Here is a 16,881-nt window from a genome sequence, read left to right on the forward strand (position 1 = left end):
ACGTGCGTACTGTATTCGGCCAGGAGGTAGAAGAATGAGCAACACAGGCCGCGACTATCACGTCGTCGTCAATGCGGAGCAACAGTATTCGATCTGGCTGGTGGATCGCGAAATCCCGGCCGGCTGGTCGGAGACGGGCTTCAGCGGCCCCAAGGACGCCTGCCTGGAGCACATTTCTCAGGTATGGACCGACATGCGTCCGCTGAGCCTGCGGGCCAGGACCGAGTCGGGAGAGGTATCCCGCAGCGCACCGGCGTGAACTCGGTCCGTTGAGGTGAGACTTGTGCGCTGAGAAATCCGTACCGCTCGTTGTGTGGATCGGTTGGTCCCGGGACCCGAGGTAAGTGGAGGAATTGTGGGCGAGCAGCAAGTTCCTGAGACAGACGAAGTCGTTGCCATCATCGGAATGAGTTGTCGTTTCGCACCCGACCTCGACTCGCCCGCGAAGCTGTGGGCGACCCTCGTCGAGGGCCGCAGTGCGGTGAGCGAAATGCCGGACAAGCGCTGGGAGCCTTACGCGGCACAGAGCCCGGAGGCGACCGCGATTCTGCGGAAGACCACCCGGAAGGGCATGTTCCTCGACGACATCGAGGGATTCGACGCCGACTTCTTCAAAATCACTCCGCGAGAGGCGGAGTACCTCGATCCGCAGCAGCGCATCCTGCTGGAGATGGCCTGGGAGGCGCTGGAGGACTCCGGCCTGCCGCCCCTGGCCCTGCGTGGCTCCGAATCCTCGGTGTTCATGTCGGCCAACTCCAACGACTACGGCCGCCGGCTCCTGGAGGACCTGCCCAGATCCGGAGCCTGGGCGGTCAACGGCACCACCTTCTACGGCATAGCGAACCGGATCTCCTACTTCCTGGACATCAACGGCCCCAGCATGGCCGTCGACACCGCCTGCGCGGGCTCCCTGACCTCGCTGCACCTGGCCTGCCAGAGCCTGCGGCTCGGCGAGACGTCCACGGCCATCGTGGGCGGCATCAACATCATGGCGAGCCCGGCGCTGAACGTCGCCCTCGACGCGGCGGGCGCCACCTCGCCCGACGGACGCAGCAAGGCCTTCGACAAGGCCGCCGACGGCTACGGCCGTGGCGAGGGTGCGGGCGTCATGGTGCTCAAGAGGCTCGTGGACGCCCGCCGCGACGGAGATCCGGTGCGTGCGCTGATCCTGGGCAGCGGGGTGTTCCAGGACGGCAGGTCCGACGGCATGATGGCGCCGAGCGCCGACGCCCAGGAGCACATGCTCCGTCAGGTGTACGGCCGGGCCGGGATCGCCCCCGCCTCGGTCGGATACGTGGAGGCGCACGGCACCGGAACCCCGGTCGGTGACCTGGCGGAAGTACGCGCCCTCGCCCGGGTGTTCGGCGCCGGAAGACCGGCCGACAGCCCCTGCATGCTGGGCAGCCTCAAGCCCAACATCGGCCACGTCGAGGCCGCTTCCGGCATCGCCGGCGCCATCAAGGCCGTGCTCGCGATGGAGCACGGCGAGCTTCCCAGGAGCCTGCACACCGAGGCCAACCCCGACCTCGAACTCGACAGCGGCGGTCTGCGCCTGGTCAAGGAGACGACACCCTGGCCCGCCGGCGAGCAGCCCCGCCGGGCAGGCGTGTCGAGTTACGGCGTCGGCGGGACGATCGCCCACCTGATCCTCCAGGAGGCCCCGGCCCCGGCCCCCTCGCCGGAACCGGAGGAGGTTCCCGTCGCCGGGACCCTCCCGGCGGACACGCGCCGGCTGTTCCCGCTGTCGTCGATGTCCGAAGCCGGGCTGCGCTCCCTCGCCGCGGTGACGGCCGACCGGCTCCGCGAGAACCCCGGCGTGTCCCTGGACGCGGTCGCGCACACCCTGGCCCACCGTCGCTCGCACCTGGAGACGAGGGCGGCGCTGGTGGCCGGCTCGGTTCAGGAACTCGTCGCCGGACTGGACACCCTGGCCGCCGGGGAGCGCACCCCCGAGCTGATCACCGGACGCTCCAACCCCGCATGGGGCCCGGGGGTGGTGTGGGTGTTCTCCGGGCACGGGGCGCAGTGGACCGGAATGGGCCGGGAACTCCTGCGCGACGAGCCCGTCTTCGCCCAGGCCATCGACTCCCTGGCGGAGATCTTCCACGAGGAGCTGGGCTGGACACCCCGCGAGGTCATCGGCAACGGGGGTCCGTGGACCGTGACCGTGGTCCAGGCGATGACGTTCGCCATGCAGATCGCCCTCGCTCGGACGTGGCGCGCCAAGGGCGTGACGCCGAGCGCGGTCATCGGGCATTCCGTCGGAGAGATCGCGGCGGCGGTGGCCGCGGGCGCGCTCGACGTGGAGGAAGCCGCCCGATTCGCCTGCCGCCGCGCCGCGGCACTGCAACGCGTCGCCGGCCTCGGCGGGATGGCACTGGTCGGAGAGTCGCTGGCGGATGTGGAGCGCCACCTCGCGGGCTGGGACGACATCGTCGCCGCGATCTCGGCAAGTCCCCGGTCGACCGTCGTCTCAGGGGACCGTGCCGCGGTCGAGAACCTCATCGAAGAGTGGGGTTCCGCGGGGATCCAGGTGAGACGGGTCGACACGGACGTGGCGTTCCACAGCCCGCAGGTCGACGCCGTCCTCGAAGAGGTCACGGCCGCGGCCCGCCGGCTGACCGCGAAGGAGCCGCAGATCACCCTGTACAGCAGCGCGCTCCCCGACCCGCGGTCCCGCGTGGCGAGAGACGGGGAGTACTGGGGCACCAACCTGCGCGAGCCGGTCAGGTTCGCCCAGGCGGTGCGGGCGGCTCTCGACGACGGCGAGCACACCTTCCTGGAGATCTCCTCGCACCCGGTGGTCGCGCACTCCATCACGGAGACCGCAGAGGACGCCGGGGCCGAGGGCGTCCGCGTCGCCGTGTCCCTGCGGCGCGACGTACCGGAGACGGGCCAGCTCCTCCGGAACCTCGCCGAACTGCACTGCAACGGCGTGGACATCGACTGGCAGGACCACGAGGGCACGCTGCTGCCGCTGCCCACGGCCCAATGGCAGCACCGCCCGTACTGGATCTTCCCGGCGACGACGGGCGAGAGCCATGGCCGCGGACACGACCCGGACACCCACACCCTCCTCGGCGGCCGCATGACCGTCGCCGGCGCACCGGCCCAGCAGGTCTGGCAGACCCACCTGGACATGGACAGCCGTCCCTACGCGCAGAGTCACAAGGTCGTCGGCGTCGAGACGGTACCTGCTTCGGTCGTCCTCAACACCTTCGTGACGGCGGCGACGCACGGCGACTCGGTGCCGGGGCTGAAGGACATCGTCTTCCGCACACCCCTGGCGGCCCTGCCTCCCCGGGTGGTGCAGGTCGTGCTCGACCAGAACCAGGCGCGCCTCGCGAGCTGCATCCAGCGGGACGCCGGCGACGCGACGGCCAACCAGGAGCTGGAGTGGCTGACGCACACCACGGCGACGGTCGACCGGACGGCGGTGGCCGGCACGCGGCCGATGGAGGACGTCGCGGCCATCAGGGAGCGGTGCCCCGAGGAGTGGACCTGGACCCGGGTCGACACCATGTTCAGGAACATGGGCGTCGAGGGCTACACCTTCCCGTGGGTGGTCACGGAACTGCGCCGCAACGAGGTCGAGCAGCTGGCCACGGTGATCATCGACCACGAGCCCAAGCTCCACCCCAGCAGCTGGACCGCCGTCATCGACGGCGCCCTCACGGTCAGCGGAGTGCTCGTGACCAAGGAGGACGCGACGACCCTGCGCACGTCCTCGCACATCGAGGCCATGGTCTTCCGCGGTCCGCCGCCCGGCCGGGTCACGGTGCACACCACGCGTTCGGCGACCGATCCCGACACCACCATCGATGTGCTGGTGGCCGACGAGAACGGTCAGGTGGTGTGCGAGGTCACCGGCCTGCGCTACACGATCGTGCAGGACCGGCCGGGCGGCATCATGGCGCCGAGCGAGCTGGTGCACGAGCTCGACTGGCGGTCCGTCGAGCTTGGGGACGGCGTCACGCCGGGACAACTGGTGCTGCTGGGCGACGACTCCGTCACCGGCGCACTCGCCGGCCACCTGGGCCGGTCCGGCGTACGGTGCCTCCGCGTCGAATCGGCCGCCGACCTGGAGAAGCTGTCACTCGACACACCGGGCGCGCTGCTGGTGGCCCCGACGCCGCAAGGCGTGGGCGAACCACCCGAGTCCGCCGCGGAGCGCAACGCGTGGACGCTGATCGACGCGGCGCAGTCACTGAGCCGCCGTCTCGCCGAGCGGGCCGACCCCACCGCCGAATCGCCGCTGAAACTCTGGTGTCTGACCCAGGGCGTCCGCGACGCGGAACACGAGTCGGCGCTCGCCCACGCGCCGCTCTGGGGAGTCTCCCGGATCATCGCCGGTGAGCGCCCCGACCTGTGGGGCGGGGTCGTGGATGTCCAGGCGGAGTCCGCCGCCTTCGACAGCGACGCCGCGGACCGGTTGCTCAGGGTCCTGTCCAGCCTCCCGGGCAGTGAGGACGTCATCTCGCTGACCAAGGACGGCGCCTCGGTGGCGCGCCTGACCCGGATCGACCGCGCGGCCGGCCCCGGCTCCGTGCAGTGCCGTCTCGACGGTACGTATCTGATCACCGGCGGCGTCGGGGCACTCGGCCTTGAGGTGGCCCGTCACCTGGTGGACCGGGGCGCCCGTCGCCTCGTACTCGTGAGCAGGCGCGGACTGCCACCGCGGGCGCGCTGGGCCGGAATCGAGGACGCCGGGACGCGGCGCCAGATCGACGCCGTCCTCGCCCTTGAGGCACTGGGCGTGACGGTCCGGGTGCTCGCGCTCGACATATCGGACGCCGACAGGGCCGCGGCGGCACTCGACCCCTCGGCGCTCGGCCTGCCGCCCATCCGCGGTGTGGTCCACGCCGCGGGAGTGGTGGCGGACGCCCTGGTCGACAACGTCGACTTCGACGGGCTGCGTCAGGCGATGGCACCGAAGATGCGCGGAGCGATGGTTCTGCACCGTATGTTCCCGCCGGGAACGCTCGACTTCTTCGCGCTGTTCTCCTCGTGCGGACAGCTCGCACGGCTGACCGGCCAGGCGAGCTACGCGGCGGGCAACTCCTTCCTCGACGGACTCGCCGCGTACCGCAACGCCGGCGGCTCCACCGAGACGACCAGCCTCGCGTGGACCTCGTGGCGCGGAGCCGGCATGGCGGAGACCACCGCGGGCACGACGACCATCGAGGCGGAGTCGCGCGGTCTGGGCAGCATCTCCATCACCGAGGCGTTCCGCGCCTGGTCGTTCAGCGACCGCTTCCACAGCCCGTACTACGCGATCATGCGGGTGCTCCCCGAGCGGCGGCTGCCGGTGTTCAGCGAGCTGACGAGCGTCACGGAGACCGACCACGCCGGTGAGCCGGCCGGCAGCGTCGCCGACTGGCTGGAGCTGCCGGAGGAGGAGCTGCGGGACCGGGTGGCACAGGACGTCAACGAACAGGTGGCCGCCGAGCTCAATCTGCCGGCCGCGGACATCGACCCGAACCGGCCCCTCGTCGACCTCGGTGTCGACTCGGTCCTCACCGTGGGGCTGCGCGTGCGGCTGAACCGCAGGTTCGGAATCGACCTGCCGCCGACGATCCTGTGGAGCAATCCGACGGTGGCCGCCCTGGCCGACTTCCTGGTCGACGACCTGAAGAGCCAGGCAGCGGTGGACCTCGACGTCCGGCCGGCCGGGTGAGCGCGTCCGGCACGTCGGCCACGGGAGTTGTCTCCAGAGAGACGGAAGAAGCGCAAGAGGTTCCGGAGGAGCAATGGCGATAGCGCGGCAGGACCTCATCGATCGGCTCGTGCGGGAGTTCGACTGGCACGATCCCGAGTACACACCCGACGTGGCGCAGGACGTCAACCGCGAGGTGCGCGAGCAGGCGGCGGTGACCTATACCGCGGCGCACGGCGGGCTGTGGATCCTGTCGCGCCACGCCGACGTCAAAGCGGCACTGAAGGACCATGAGACCTTCAGTTCGGGGTCCGGCGTCTTCTACCCCAGGGCCGCGGGAATGCCGAAGTTCTCCCCGATCGAATTCGACCCGCCCGAGCACCGAGAGCTTCGCGCCCTCATGGCGCCGCCCCTTCACAACGAGGAGGTCCGGCGCCTCGAACCGCAGATCCGCACCCTTGCCACCGAGCTCATCGAACCCATCGTCGAGCGCGGGTACGGCGACTTCTCCGCCGAGCTGGCGAATCCGTTCGCGATCGGGGTGCTCGCCCTGACCATCGGCCTCTCGGAGCAGGCCCAGGGCAGGGTCCGCGAACTCACGAGCAATCTGTGGAAGCACCTGTCCAAGGACAGTGAGGCGGACAGCTTCTGGCCGCAGTTCCGCGAACTGCTCGCCGAGGAGGTACGCAACGCTCGGGCCCACCCGGGGGACTTCTACATCTCCCGCCTGGCCAACACGGAGATCGACGGGGAGCCGATCTCCGACGAGCGGCTCCACTCCGTCATCGTCTCGCTGTGCATAGCGGGACACCAGACCACCCTGAACACCCTCAGCCGTATGCTCTGGCACCTCGCGGGCGACCCCGGGCTCCAGCACCGGCTCAGGGAAGAGCCCGATCTCATGTCGGTCGTGGGCGACGAGACGATGCGCCGGTGGTGTCCGACCGACCGCTTCACCCGGTTCACGACGCGTGAGGTGACGGTCGACGGCACGGTCATCCCGAGCGGCTCCAGGGTCGTCCTGCTGCTCGACGCGGCCAACCGGGACCCGGCGAAGTATCCGGAGCCCGAGGAGTTCTCGCTCGACCGCGGGAATTCGCACCAGCATCTCAGCTTCGGATTCGGCATCCACCACTGTCTTGGCGCGGCCCTCGCCAGGCTGGAGTTCAGGACGGTGCTGCGTGAACTGGCCCAGCACCCCGTCTACCACCTCACGGAAGAGCCGGACCGGCACTTCGAGAACGGGCGTCACATCGTTTTCGACCGGGTGCCGATTCGATTCGCGGAAAGGCCGGCGCATGGACAGCGATGACCGGAGCGGTACCGGGCCGGAATTCGAAGCCCCCGCTCTTGACGGGCTGCTGAGGATCGCCGGCGGTATGTGGGCCTCGCAGACCCTGTGCGGGGCCCTCGACCTCGGGCTGTTCGACTTCCTGGCGGAGGGGAAGGGGGCCTCGGCTGCGGAGGTGGCCGAGGGGCTCGGTGTCGCCGGCCGGCCGGCCGAGATCCTCCTGACCGCGTGTGCCGCACTCGGACTGCTGCTGCCGGACGGTGGGCGCGAGAGGGACGGGCGTTACGTCAATGCGCCGACCGCCGAGGAGTACCTGGTGCGGGGCAGGCCGCACTATTTCGGTGACTACATCGAGATGCTGAGGAGCCATACCTCGCCGGGCTGGCTGCGCGTCACCGAGGCCATCAGGTCCGACAGCCCGAGCCGGTGGGCCCCGGACCAGCAGGAGAGGATCTTCGACGCCGACAACCGTGCGAGCACCTTCTGGGACGGCCTGCGGCCGCTGTCCTCGATGACCGCCGGGGTGCTGGCGGCCGCGGTCGACTTCGGCACGACACCGAGGCTTCTCGATGTCGGCGGCGGCGGCGGGGCCTTCGTGATCGAGCTGTGCCGGCACTACCCCGGGCTGGCCGCCACGGTCTACGACCTGCCGCACGTGTGCGCGTACACCGCCGGGAAGATCGCGGACGCCGGACTCTCCGACCGGATCGGCACGCACCCGGGCGACTTCTTCGAGGAGCCGGAGCTGCCGACCGGGCACGACGCCATTCTGCTCTCCATGATCATGCATGACTGGGACGAGGCGCGTAACCGGGAACTCCTCGCCAAGTGCTACCGGGCACTGCCCAGCGGCGGCCGGATCGTGATCAGCGAACTGCTCGTCAACGACGAGAAGACCGGTCCGCTCGACGCCGCGCTCATGAGCATGAACATGCTGGTGGGGACGTGGGGCCGCAATTACACGGCGGCCGAGTACAGCGAGTGGCTGCGTGCGGCGGGATTCGATCAAGTGGATACGGTTCGCTTCTCGGCCCCCGGAGCGAATGGTGCGGTACTCGCACGAAAGCCCTGATCCGGATTCGCGTCCGGAGCGGGGCCCAGGTACGGAATGACCAATCGGGACACGCTCCCGGCATCTTGCTTCGCGATCGCGCTCGTCTCCCTCGAATGGGTGAATGAATGCGACTGTGCGGGTGCCACACCGGTACGCCATGCGAAAGTCGTGGAAGCGTGCCCCTTTTGGTTTATACCGGTCGAAGGTGCTGACGTCCGGACATCTCGCGTCCGGGCCGCATCTCCTGAGTTGATTTCTGGATTCGATCATGGCGATCAGTGTGCAGGTGACGTTCGATGCCCGGAATCCCGCCAGGCAGGCGGAATTCTGGGCTCTCGCTCTGGATTACGTGGTGCAGCCACCACCCCCGGGATATGAGTCATGGACGGAGTTCGCGCAGACGATCGGGCTGCCTCGGGAGCGCTGGGACTCGATGGCCGCGGCGGTCGATCCGGACGGTGTCGGGCCTCGGGTGCTGTTCCAGAAGGTGCCCGAGGGACGGACCGCCAAGAACCGTGTGCACATCGATGTGCAGCTGCGGGCCGGGGAGAAGCACACACCGGACGCCGGAGTGACGAAGCTGACCGAGCACGTGTCGAAGCTGGTGGACGCCGGGGCGAAGGTGCTTCGCGAGGTCAGGGAGCCGACGGGGAACTGCACCGTGATGCAGGATCCCGAGGGCAACGAGTTCTGCGTGGCATAGAAGTGCCTTGATCCAATTCCGTCAATTGAACGAAGTTGGCCGAGAAGGCTCTTGCTTCTTACCGGGCGTGAATTCTCGTTGCGGAATCATGTCCAACATCTATAATCACTACATTGCCCGCATGGCCTGCGGTAGTGAACCGCCCGGAAGGAGCATCGGCATGCCCAAAGGACTCACTCAGGATGCAGGTTGGCAGATCGGCGTCTCCGCGACGCTTCCTTTCCCGCGTTCGGTCGTCTGGGAGTTCATGGTGAGCCCGGAGGGCATCGAGCTCTGGCTCGGCGAAGGCGCGGAGCTTCCTCCGGCGCCCACCAAGGGGACGACGTTCGAGACGGTCGACGGCGTGACCGGGGAGATCCGCAGCTACCGGCCGCTCGACCGCATCCGGGCCACTCGCGGCACGACGACGGTACAGCTGGCGGTCTCCAGCTCCGGCGACCGAAGCGTCCTCCGCTTCCACCAGGAGCACCTGGCGAGCGCGGAGGAGCGGGAGCAGCAGCGCGCCCACTGGCAGGGCGTGATGGAGCGGGTCACCAAAGAGCTGAGCTGATCGGGGAATCCGGTCCGCCCGCCGCAAAGGCGACGCCGAGCCGCCGACCGCTTCGAACTCCGCGACAGACCGATGAGGGCCGCTTCCCCAGTGGGGAAGCGGCCCTCATCGGCGTTTCTTGCGTCAGGTCAGCGACCGGGTCGCCCGGCCCCGCCCCTTAGAGGTCGAAGTACAGCTCGAACTCGTGCGGGTGCGGGCGCAGCTGGATCGGGGCGATCTCGTTCGTGCGCTTGAAGTCGATCCACGTCTCGATCAGGTCGGGCGTGAAGACGCCGCCTGCCAGGAGGTACTCGTGGTCCGCCTCAAGGGCGTCGAGGACGGCCGGGAGGGACGTCGGGACCTGCTGGACGTTGGCGTGCTCCTCGGGAGCCAGCTCGTAGAGGTCCTTGTCGATCGGCTCCGGCGGCTCGATCTTGTTCTTCACGCCGTCCAGGCCGGCCATCAGGAGGGCCGAGAAGGCGAGGTACGGGTTGGACGACGGGTCCGGGGCGCGGAACTCGACGCGCTTGGCCTTCGGGTTGGAGCCCGTGATCGGGATGCGCATCGCGGCCGAGCGGTTGCGCTGCGAGTAGACCATGTTGACCGGGGCCTCGAAGCCGGGGACCAGACGGTGGTAGGAGTTCACCGTCGGGTTGGTGAACGCCAGCAGCGACGGGGCGTGCTTCAGGATGCCGCCGATGTAGTAGCGCGCCATGTCCGAGAGGCCCGCGTAGCCCTGCTCGTCGTAGAACAGCGGGTCGCTGCCGGCCCACAGGGACTGGTGGACGTGCATGCCCGAGCCGTTGTCACCGAAGATCGGCTTCGGCATGAAGGTCGCGGTCTTGCCGTTGCGCCAGGCGACGTTCTTCACGATGTACTTGAAGAGCATCAGGTCGTCGGCCGCGGCGAGCAGCGTGTTGAACTTGTAGTTGATCTCGGCCTGGCCGGCGGTGCCGACCTCGTGGTGCTGGCGCTCGACCTGGAGGCCGTTCTTGTCCAGCTCCAGGGAGATCTCCGCACGCAGGTCGGCGAAGTGGTCCACCGGCGGGGTCGGGAAGTAGCCGCCCTTGTAGCGGACCTTGTAGCCGCGGTTGTTCTCCTCGGAGCCGGTGTTCCAGGCACCCGCCTCGGAGTCGATGTGGTAGAAGCTCTCGTTCGCCGACGTCTGGAAGCGGACGTTGTCGAAGACGTAGAACTCGGCCTCGGGACCGAAGTACGCGGTGTCCGCGAAACCGGTGGAGGCGAGGTAGGCCTCGGCCTTCTTGGCCACGTTCCGCGGGTCACGGCTGTACTGCTCGCCGGTGATCGGGTCGTGGATGAAGAAGTTGATGTTGACGGTCTTGTCGCGGCGGAAGGGGTCGACACGGGCGGTCGACAGGTCCGCGCGGAGCGCCATGTCGGACTCGTGGATGGCCTGGAAGCCGCGGATCGACGAGCCGTCGAAGGCGAGCTCCTCGGTCGGGTCGAAGACCGCCGCCGGGATGGTGAAGTGCTGCATCACACCGGGCAGGTCGCAGAACCGGACGTCGATGAACTTGACGTCTTCGTCGGCGATGTACTTCTTCACGTCGTCGGCGTTCTGGAACATCCAACTCCTCCTACTCCCGGCCCGGGGTGGGACGGGGTTGCAGCTCGTTGTGCGGCCAGTGCGGTGGCACACGCTGGACCCGACCATAGGCAGACCGGATTTCTCAAGCATGACCCATTTGTTTCGCTGAAGTTAACCGGGCCGGGTGTGAGTAGCGCCTCGTGACCGTGCGGTGACCGGTTCCGGACGGGTTCCCGGCAGGTTCCGGGACGGTTTCCGGGGGTGCCGGGACACGGCCGCTCCACCCGCCCGGCAGGGTGCCGGGGCGGGCGCAGTACCGTGGTCGGGTGGACAACAGGCAAGCAATCGGATCGTGGCTCTCCGGGCCGCGTGCGGCCGCCGAGGACATGGGCGCCGACTTCGGGTACCGGGGCAAGCGGCTCGGGCTCCCCGAGCAGGGGCCGGGGGCCGCCGCGCCGCTCGGCCGCCGCTTCGGCGCGATCTTCATCGACTGGGCCCTGTGCATGGTGATCGCATACGGGCTGTTCGCCCGCGGTGACCAGCAGGCGGCCGGCAACTGGGCGGTGGGGATCTTCCTCGTACTGAGCCTGCTCACCGTCGGCACCATCGGCTGCACGCCCGGCAAGCGCCTCATGGGCATCAGGGTCGTCGCGGAGGGCGGTGGACGGCTGGGGCTCGGGAGGGTGCTGGTGCGCACCGTGCTGCTGTGCCTGGTGATCCCGGCCCTGGTCTGGGACCGCGACGGCCGGGGACTGCACGACCGGCTGGCCCGCGCCGTCCAGATCCGCGGCTGAGACCGGACACGGCGCGTACGGCGAGCACCCAGCACCCGGGCATCCGGGACCCCCGGATGCGCAGAGGGCCGGATACGCAGAGGGCGGGTCACGAACCAGGAGTTCGTGACCCGCCCTCTGCGTATCCGTAGGCCGGCTCGTCAGCGCATCTTTCCGCCGCGCGGCATCCGCATGCCCTTCGGCATCGGGCCCTTCGGCAGCGGCATGTTGCTCATCAGGTCGCCCATCGCGCGCAGCCGGTCGTTGGCGGCGGTCACCTGGGGGCCGGTCAGGACGCGCGGCAGCTTCAGCATCTTGGTGCGCACCTTCTTGAGCGGCACCTGGCCCTCGTCGTTGCCGACGATGATGTCGTGCACCGGTACGTCGACCACGATGCGGGCCATCTTCCGCTTCTCGGCCGCGAGCAGGGACTTCACCCGGTTCGGGTTGCCCTCCGCCACCAGCACGATGCCCGCCTTGCCCACGGCGCGGTGGACGACGTCCTGGCTGCGGTTCATCGCGACCGCGGGGGTCGTGGACCAGCCGCGGCCCACCCGGTCCAGTACCGCCGCGGCGGCGCCCGGCTGCCCTTCCATCTGCCCGAAGGCGGCCCGCTCGGCACGCCGCCCGAAGACGATCGCCATCGCGAGGAGGGCGAGCACGAAGCCCAGGATGCCCACGTAGATCGGGTGGTTGATCAAGAAACCGATCGCGAGGAGGACACCGAAGGTGACGATTCCCACACCCGCGACGACAAGACCGATCTTCGAGTCGGTCCGCCTGGTCATCTTGTAGGTCAGGGCGATCTGCTTGAGTCGCCCCGCGTTCTCGGCGCTGTCCGCGCCTTCAGTGGTTTTTGCCTTCCTCGCCATGCAATGAAGTTTACGTGGCCTAAGAACGGTGCTCGGCCACGGCCTCCAGTACGGACTCGGACTCGACCCGGTCCTTGGCCCGGCGGCGGTCCTCCAGGACGGCCGTCCAGGCGTTGCGCCGGGCGGTGCGCTGGCCACTGCTCAGCAGCAGCGACTCGACGGCGCGGAGGGCGTTGGTGACGGTCGGAATGGCTGTGGCGCGTACCGGCGCGGCCTGCATCGTGGAAGTCCCCTCGGAACGGATGCGCGGACTGAGCGGCGCTCAGTGGGCGGACTGTGTTGCGCGGACTGGATACGGAAGCGGCGTGGCCAGCGGCCGGGAAGCCACTGCGCTGCGTGCATCCAGGGTCACTGCTCGGTGTTACCAGCGCATGACCGGTCGGTCAAACACCAATGAAACCTTGATAGCGGCGGCGCGCACGTCGGCGCGGCCCATCCGCGCCTCCGACCTGCGAGGAGCCGACGGACCGCGCCGAATCATCTATTACTGCTCAGTAACTACTTGTGCCCGGTTTCACACGGGCGTCCGGCTAGGCGCTCGGCGCCGCGGCGGTGGCGCCGCGCCGCTCGACCGCCTGCTGGAAGAGCCGGCCCGCGCGGTACGAGGAACGGACCAGCGGCCCGGACATCACACCGGAGTAGCCGATCGCGTCGGCCTCGTCCTTGAGCTCCACGAACTCGTGCGGCTTCACCCAGCGCTCGACCGGGTGGTGGCGCGGGGTCGGCCGCAGGTACTGCGTGATCGTGATGAGCTCGCAACCCGCGTCGTGCAGGTCCCGGAGCGCCTGGCTGACTTCCTCGCGGGTCTCGCCCATGCCGAGGATCAGGTTGGACTTGGTCACCAGACCGGCCTCGCGGGCCCGGGTGATGACCTCCAGGGAACGCTCGTACCGGAAGCCGGGGCGGATCCGCTTGAAGATCCGCGGCACCGTCTCCACGTTGTGCCCGAGGACCTCGGGGCGTGAGGAGAAGACCTCCGCGAGCTGCGCGGGCTCGGCGTTGAAGTCGGGGATCAGCAGCTCCACCTTGGTGTAGCCGCCCTCCCGCTCCGCCGTCTGCGCGTGGATCTGGCGCACGGTCTCCGCGTACAGCCAGGCACCGCCGTCCTCCAGGTCGTCGCGGGCGACGCCGGTGATGGTGGCGTAGTTCAGGTCCATCGTGACGACGGACTCGCCGACGCGGCGGGGCTCGTCCCGGTCCAGCGCCAGCGGCTTGCCCGTGTCGATCTGGCAGAAGTCACAGCGCCGGGTGCACTGGTCGCCGCCGATGAGGAACGTTGCCTCGCGGTCCTCCCAGCACTCGAAGATGTTGGGGCAGCCCGCCTCCTGGCACACCGTGTGCAGACCCTCGCTCTTCACGAGCTTCTGCAGCTGGTTGTACTCGGGGCCCATCTTCGCCCGGGTTTTGATCCACTCGGGCTTCCGCTCGATGGGGGTCTGGCTGTTCCGGACCTCAAGGCGCAGCATCTTGCGCCCGTCGGGTGCGACAGCGGACACTCCGGCACTCCCCTTTGCTTTCACTGCATTGGATTCTTCGGCGAACACCAGGGTACGCCCGTGGTTCATGCGGCTTTACGTCTGGACCAACCTGTGGCCGGCAGGCCCTATTCCCGGTGCGGTGTTCCGAGCGTCATGCCGTGGCCACGGCATCGGCCGGGCGCTCGATGACGCGCGGAGCCAGTTCGGCGTTCTCCAGGACGTCCCGCAGGTGCTTCTCGACGACCGGGAGCACGTCCGCGATCGTGACATCGCGTCCCAGCTCGTACGCCAGTGAGGTGACGCCCGCGTCCCGGATGCCGCACGGCACGATCCGGTCGAACCAGGTGTTGTCCGGGTTCACGTTGAAGGAGAAGCCGTGCATCGTCACGCCCTTCGCGACCCGGATGCCGATCGCGGCCAGCTTGCGGTCCTCGCGGCGCTGTCCGGCGTTGGACGGGGCGTACTCGGGGCCGTTCAGCCGGGCGTCGAACTCCTCGTCCTGGAGCCTGGGGTCGAAGTCCAGCGAGAGGCCGCCGATCGCCGGACGCTCCTCGACCGGGTCCCCGAGCACCCACACACCGCTGCGGCCCTCGACCCGGCTGGTCTCCACCCCGAAATCGGCCGCCGTACGGATCAGCGCGTCCTCCAGGCGGCGGACGTGCGCGACGACGTCCACCGGGCGGGGCAGCTTCTGGATGGGGTAGCCGACCAGCTGGCCCGGCCCGTGCCAGGTGATCTTGCCGCCCCGGTCCACGTCGATGACCGGCGTCCCGTCCAGGGGGCGCTCACTGTCGAGCGTGCGCCGACCCGCCGTGTAGACGGGCGGGTGCTCCAGCAGCAGGCAGGTGTCGGGGACGGTGTCCTCGAACCGCGCCGCGTGCACCTCGCGCTGCTTCTGCCAGGCCTCCCGGTAGTCGACGGATTCCTCGCCGAATCCCAGACGGACGAACCGAAGCTCAGTCACGGGCAGCAGCCTTTCTCCTCGCGGTGCCGGAAGCCGGGAAGTATCCCCCGGTGCCACGTCACCATGCACCGAATCGCGCCACCCGCAACTGTACGACCGGCGTTCGGGTGCCGGCCGGGCAGGTGGTTCCCGTCAGCGTCTCCGCAATCCTCACACGATCGGATGAAAGTGAAGCGAAGGTGGCCGAGGTCGCCCCGGAGGCCGCTAAATTCGCGCCGTTCCATAAGGGCTGCCCGCCCGGCCCCGAAGGCAGGAGACCGTACAGCTGATGTCGGATCGACCTCCGCAGCGCACGCCCAACCGCCGACTCGCCTCGCTCATCACCGAAGCCGGGTTCTCCAACGCCGGCCTCGCCCGCCGGGTGGACCAGCTCGGCCTCGAACACGGCCTGGACCTGCGGTACGACAAGACCTCCGTGACCCGCTGGCTGCGCGGACAGCAGCCGCGCGGGACCACTCCCGCGCTGATCGCGGAGGTCTTCACCCGGCGGCTCGGGCGCAGACTCTCCGCCCAGGACCTGGGCCTCGACGCCTGCGCCCCGGTCTACGCGGGCCTGGAGTTCGCCGCCACCCCCGCGGAGGCGGTCGACATCGTCAGCGGGCTGTGGCGGAAGGACTCCGGCAGCCACGCGGAGCTGCGGAAGATCGCTTTCACCCCGGCAGGCCTGGTCGTCCCCAGCCGGGACTGGCTGATCGGCCGGGCCGACGAGTGGGTGGCGCGCGGCGTCGAGCCCGGAGCGGCCCCGGGGACGGCCGGCGGACCGGTGAGGGCCGGTGGCGCTGCCGGTACCGGCGCGGCCGGCCGGGTCCCCGGCACCCAGGCGCCCGGCGGCCCACGTGCGGCGTCCGGACCGAACGGCGGCTACGGCGGCGGAGTGAACGGGCACCCGGGCGGCGGTCTCGGCGCGGTGCCCGAGCAGGGCGGGGCCCCCGGGCCCGGCGGCAGGCCCGGTTCCCGTGGGCCGGGCCCGGTCCGGCCGCCCGGCCCACCCGTGGCCCACGGGCATCCGGGAGCGGTCGTTCCGCCGGGGATGCCCGGAACGCCGCATGTGCCGGGCATCCCCGGCGTGCCCCGGCAGCGGCAGACGGAGCGGGGCTCCGGCCAGAAGGTGAGCAGCGGCGACGTCGCCGCTCTCCGGTCGGTCGCCGAGCTCTTCCGCACCCTCGACAACGCCTACGGCGGCGGCCACGCCCGCCAGGCCCTGGTGCGGTACCTGGAGCACGAGACGGAACCGATGCTGCGCGGCACGTACGGCGAGGCCACCGGCCGCCGGCTGTTCGCCGCCGCCGCCGATCTCACCCGCCTCGCGGGCTGGACCTCGTACGACATCGCCGCGCACGGGCTCGCCCAGCGGTACTTCGTGCAGTCCTTACGCCTGGCCCAGGCCGCCGGGGACCGGGCCTACGGCAGCTACGTGCTGATCACCATGAGCCGGCAGGCCGTCTACCTCGGGCACGGCAGGGAAGCGGTGCAGCTGGCGCGGGTGGCCCAGCAGGGCATCGGCTCGGCGGCGCCGAACGTGGTACTCGCCCTGCTGCACGCGGTCGAGGCGCGCGGGCACGGCGTCCTCGGGGAGGCCAAGGCCTGCCTGGCCTCACTGGCGCGGGCCGAGCGCGCGCTGGAGGTATCGCGTCCGGGGGACGAAGCGCCGCACTGGGCGCGCTACTTCGACGAGGCCCAGCTCGCCGACGAGTTCGGGCACTGCCACCGCGACCTCCAGCAGTACCGGGCCGCCGCGCAGCACGCGGAGCGCTCGCTGCAGCTGCGAGCCCCCGCCTACGCCCGCAGCCGGCTGTTCTGCCGGGTGGTGCTGGCCTCCGCCCGGCTCGGGCTGGGGGAGCTGGACCAGGCCTGCCGGCTGGGCGCGGAGGCCGCTCAGCAGGCCACCGAGATGCGCTCGGTGCGCGCCACCGAGTACGTACGCGACTTCGAGCGCCGGCTCGAACCCTTCCGGGACGCCGCCCCGGTACGCGGGTACCGGGAGCGGGTCGCCGCACTCGGCTAAGGCCCGC

At 69.8% G+C, this 16,881-nt stretch carries 13 protein-coding genes; 8 read left to right on the top strand and 5 right to left on the bottom strand.

What is annotated here, in order from left to right:
* Positions 1–34 precede the first annotated feature (34 nt).
* The 6 genes from ACIP89_RS04515 (at position 35) to ACIP89_RS04540 (ending at position 9,254) form a co-directional block, all read left to right on the top strand.
* Positions 35–259 (top strand): MbtH family protein, encoded by a 225-nt coding sequence (locus ACIP89_RS04515; RefSeq protein WP_401922662.1) that lies wholly within the window; start codon positions 35–37, stop codon positions 257–259.
* 96 nt (positions 260–355) lie between these two features.
* A complete protein-coding gene (locus ACIP89_RS04520; RefSeq protein ID WP_402112970.1) occupies positions 356–5,677 on the top strand; it encodes an acyltransferase domain-containing protein in 5,322 nt (1,773 codons plus the stop codon).
* Between the two features lie 73 nt (positions 5,678–5,750).
* Positions 5,751–6,968, top strand: a complete 1,218-nt coding sequence (locus ACIP89_RS04525; protein ID WP_401922666.1) for a cytochrome P450 — start codon at positions 5,751–5,753, stop codon at positions 6,966–6,968.
* Positions 6,955–8,019 (top strand): methyltransferase, encoded by a 1,065-nt coding sequence (locus ACIP89_RS04530; RefSeq protein WP_401922669.1) that lies wholly within the window; start codon positions 6,955–6,957, stop codon positions 8,017–8,019. The genes ACIP89_RS04525 and ACIP89_RS04530 overlap by 14 nt, the downstream gene beginning before the upstream one ends.
* A 250-nt stretch (positions 8,020–8,269) precedes the next feature.
* A complete protein-coding gene (locus tag ACIP89_RS04535) occupies positions 8,270–8,704 on the top strand; it encodes a VOC family protein (RefSeq protein WP_401922672.1) in 435 nt (144 codons plus the stop codon).
* Between the two features lie 160 nt (positions 8,705–8,864).
* Entirely contained in the window at positions 8,865–9,254 is a 390-nt protein-coding gene (locus ACIP89_RS04540; RefSeq protein ID WP_401922675.1) for an SRPBCC domain-containing protein, read from the top strand.
* Between the two features lie 157 nt (positions 9,255–9,411).
* Here the strand turns inward: ACIP89_RS04540 and glnA are convergent, their stop codons facing one another.
* On the bottom strand, positions 9,412–10,821 hold the full coding sequence (gene glnA, locus ACIP89_RS04545; RefSeq protein WP_401922678.1) for a type I glutamate--ammonia ligase: 1,410 nt from the start codon (positions 10,819–10,821) through the stop codon (positions 9,412–9,414).
* Between the two features lie 287 nt (positions 10,822–11,108).
* Between glnA and ACIP89_RS04550 the strand changes: the two genes are divergently transcribed.
* Positions 11,109–11,576: an RDD family protein gene (locus tag ACIP89_RS04550; RefSeq protein ID WP_327336541.1), complete on the top strand. Its 468-nt coding sequence runs from the start codon at positions 11,109–11,111 to the stop codon at positions 11,574–11,576.
* Positions 11,577–11,716: 140 nt separating this feature from the next.
* Here the strand turns inward: ACIP89_RS04550 and ACIP89_RS04555 are convergent, their stop codons facing one another.
* From ACIP89_RS04555 to lipB, 4 genes are all read right to left on the bottom strand, one after another.
* Complete coding sequence (locus tag ACIP89_RS04555; RefSeq protein ID WP_371773649.1) at positions 11,717–12,427, bottom strand: DUF4191 domain-containing protein; 711 nt, start codon at positions 12,425–12,427, stop codon at positions 11,717–11,719.
* Between the two features lie 19 nt (positions 12,428–12,446).
* The gene (locus tag ACIP89_RS04560; RefSeq protein WP_024492387.1) at positions 12,447–12,647 is read right to left on the bottom strand and encodes a hypothetical protein; all 201 of its coding nucleotides are present in this window, start codon (positions 12,645–12,647) and stop codon (positions 12,447–12,449) included.
* Positions 12,648–12,957: 310 nt separating this feature from the next.
* Positions 12,958–13,923: a lipoyl synthase gene (lipA, locus tag ACIP89_RS04565; RefSeq protein ID WP_401922681.1), complete on the bottom strand. Its 966-nt coding sequence runs from the start codon at positions 13,921–13,923 to the stop codon at positions 12,958–12,960.
* 133 nt (positions 13,924–14,056) lie between these two features.
* Positions 14,057–14,869, bottom strand: coding sequence for a lipoyl(octanoyl) transferase LipB (gene lipB, locus ACIP89_RS04570; RefSeq protein WP_401922684.1), 813 nt, complete (start codon positions 14,867–14,869; stop codon positions 14,057–14,059).
* A gap of 268 nt (positions 14,870–15,137) precedes the next feature.
* On the opposite strand from lipB, the gene ACIP89_RS04575 reads away from it, so the two are divergent.
* A complete protein-coding gene (locus ACIP89_RS04575; protein WP_401922687.1) occupies positions 15,138–16,874 on the top strand; it encodes a regulator in 1,737 nt (578 codons plus the stop codon).
* Positions 16,875–16,881 lie beyond the last annotated feature (7 nt).

The organism is Streptomyces sp. NPDC088730, from assembly GCF_044751215.1.
GTDB lineage: Bacteria > Actinomycetota > Actinomycetes > Streptomycetales > Streptomycetaceae > Streptomyces.

What these genes read in the sequence shown, in the direction of transcription:
- ACIP89_RS04515 (WP_401922662.1), top strand. Translation starts at nt 35, where the DNA reads ATGAGCAACACAGGCCGCGACTATCACGTCGTCGTCAATGCGGAGCAA.
- ACIP89_RS04525 (WP_401922666.1), top strand. Translation starts at nt 5,751, where the DNA reads ATGGCGATAGCGCGGCAGGACCTCATCGATCGGCTCGTGCGGGAGTTC.
- ACIP89_RS04530 (WP_401922669.1), top strand. Translation starts at nt 6,955, where the DNA reads ATGGACAGCGATGACCGGAGCGGTACCGGGCCGGAATTCGAAGCCCCC.
- ACIP89_RS04535 (WP_401922672.1), top strand. Translation starts at nt 8,270, where the DNA reads ATGGCGATCAGTGTGCAGGTGACGTTCGATGCCCGGAATCCCGCCAGG.
- ACIP89_RS04540 (WP_401922675.1), top strand. Translation starts at nt 8,865, where the DNA reads ATGCCCAAAGGACTCACTCAGGATGCAGGTTGGCAGATCGGCGTCTCC.
- glnA (WP_401922678.1), bottom strand. Translation starts at nt 10,821, where the DNA reads ATGTTCCAGAACGCCGACGACGTGAAGAAGTACATCGCCGACGAAGAC.
- ACIP89_RS04555 (WP_371773649.1), bottom strand. Translation starts at nt 12,427, where the DNA reads ATGGCGAGGAAGGCAAAAACCACTGAAGGCGCGGACAGCGCCGAGAAC.
- ACIP89_RS04560 (WP_024492387.1), bottom strand. Translation starts at nt 12,647, where the DNA reads ATGCAGGCCGCGCCGGTACGCGCCACAGCCATTCCGACCGTCACCAAC.
- ACIP89_RS04575 (WP_401922687.1), top strand. Translation starts at nt 15,138, where the DNA reads ATGTCGGATCGACCTCCGCAGCGCACGCCCAACCGCCGACTCGCCTCG.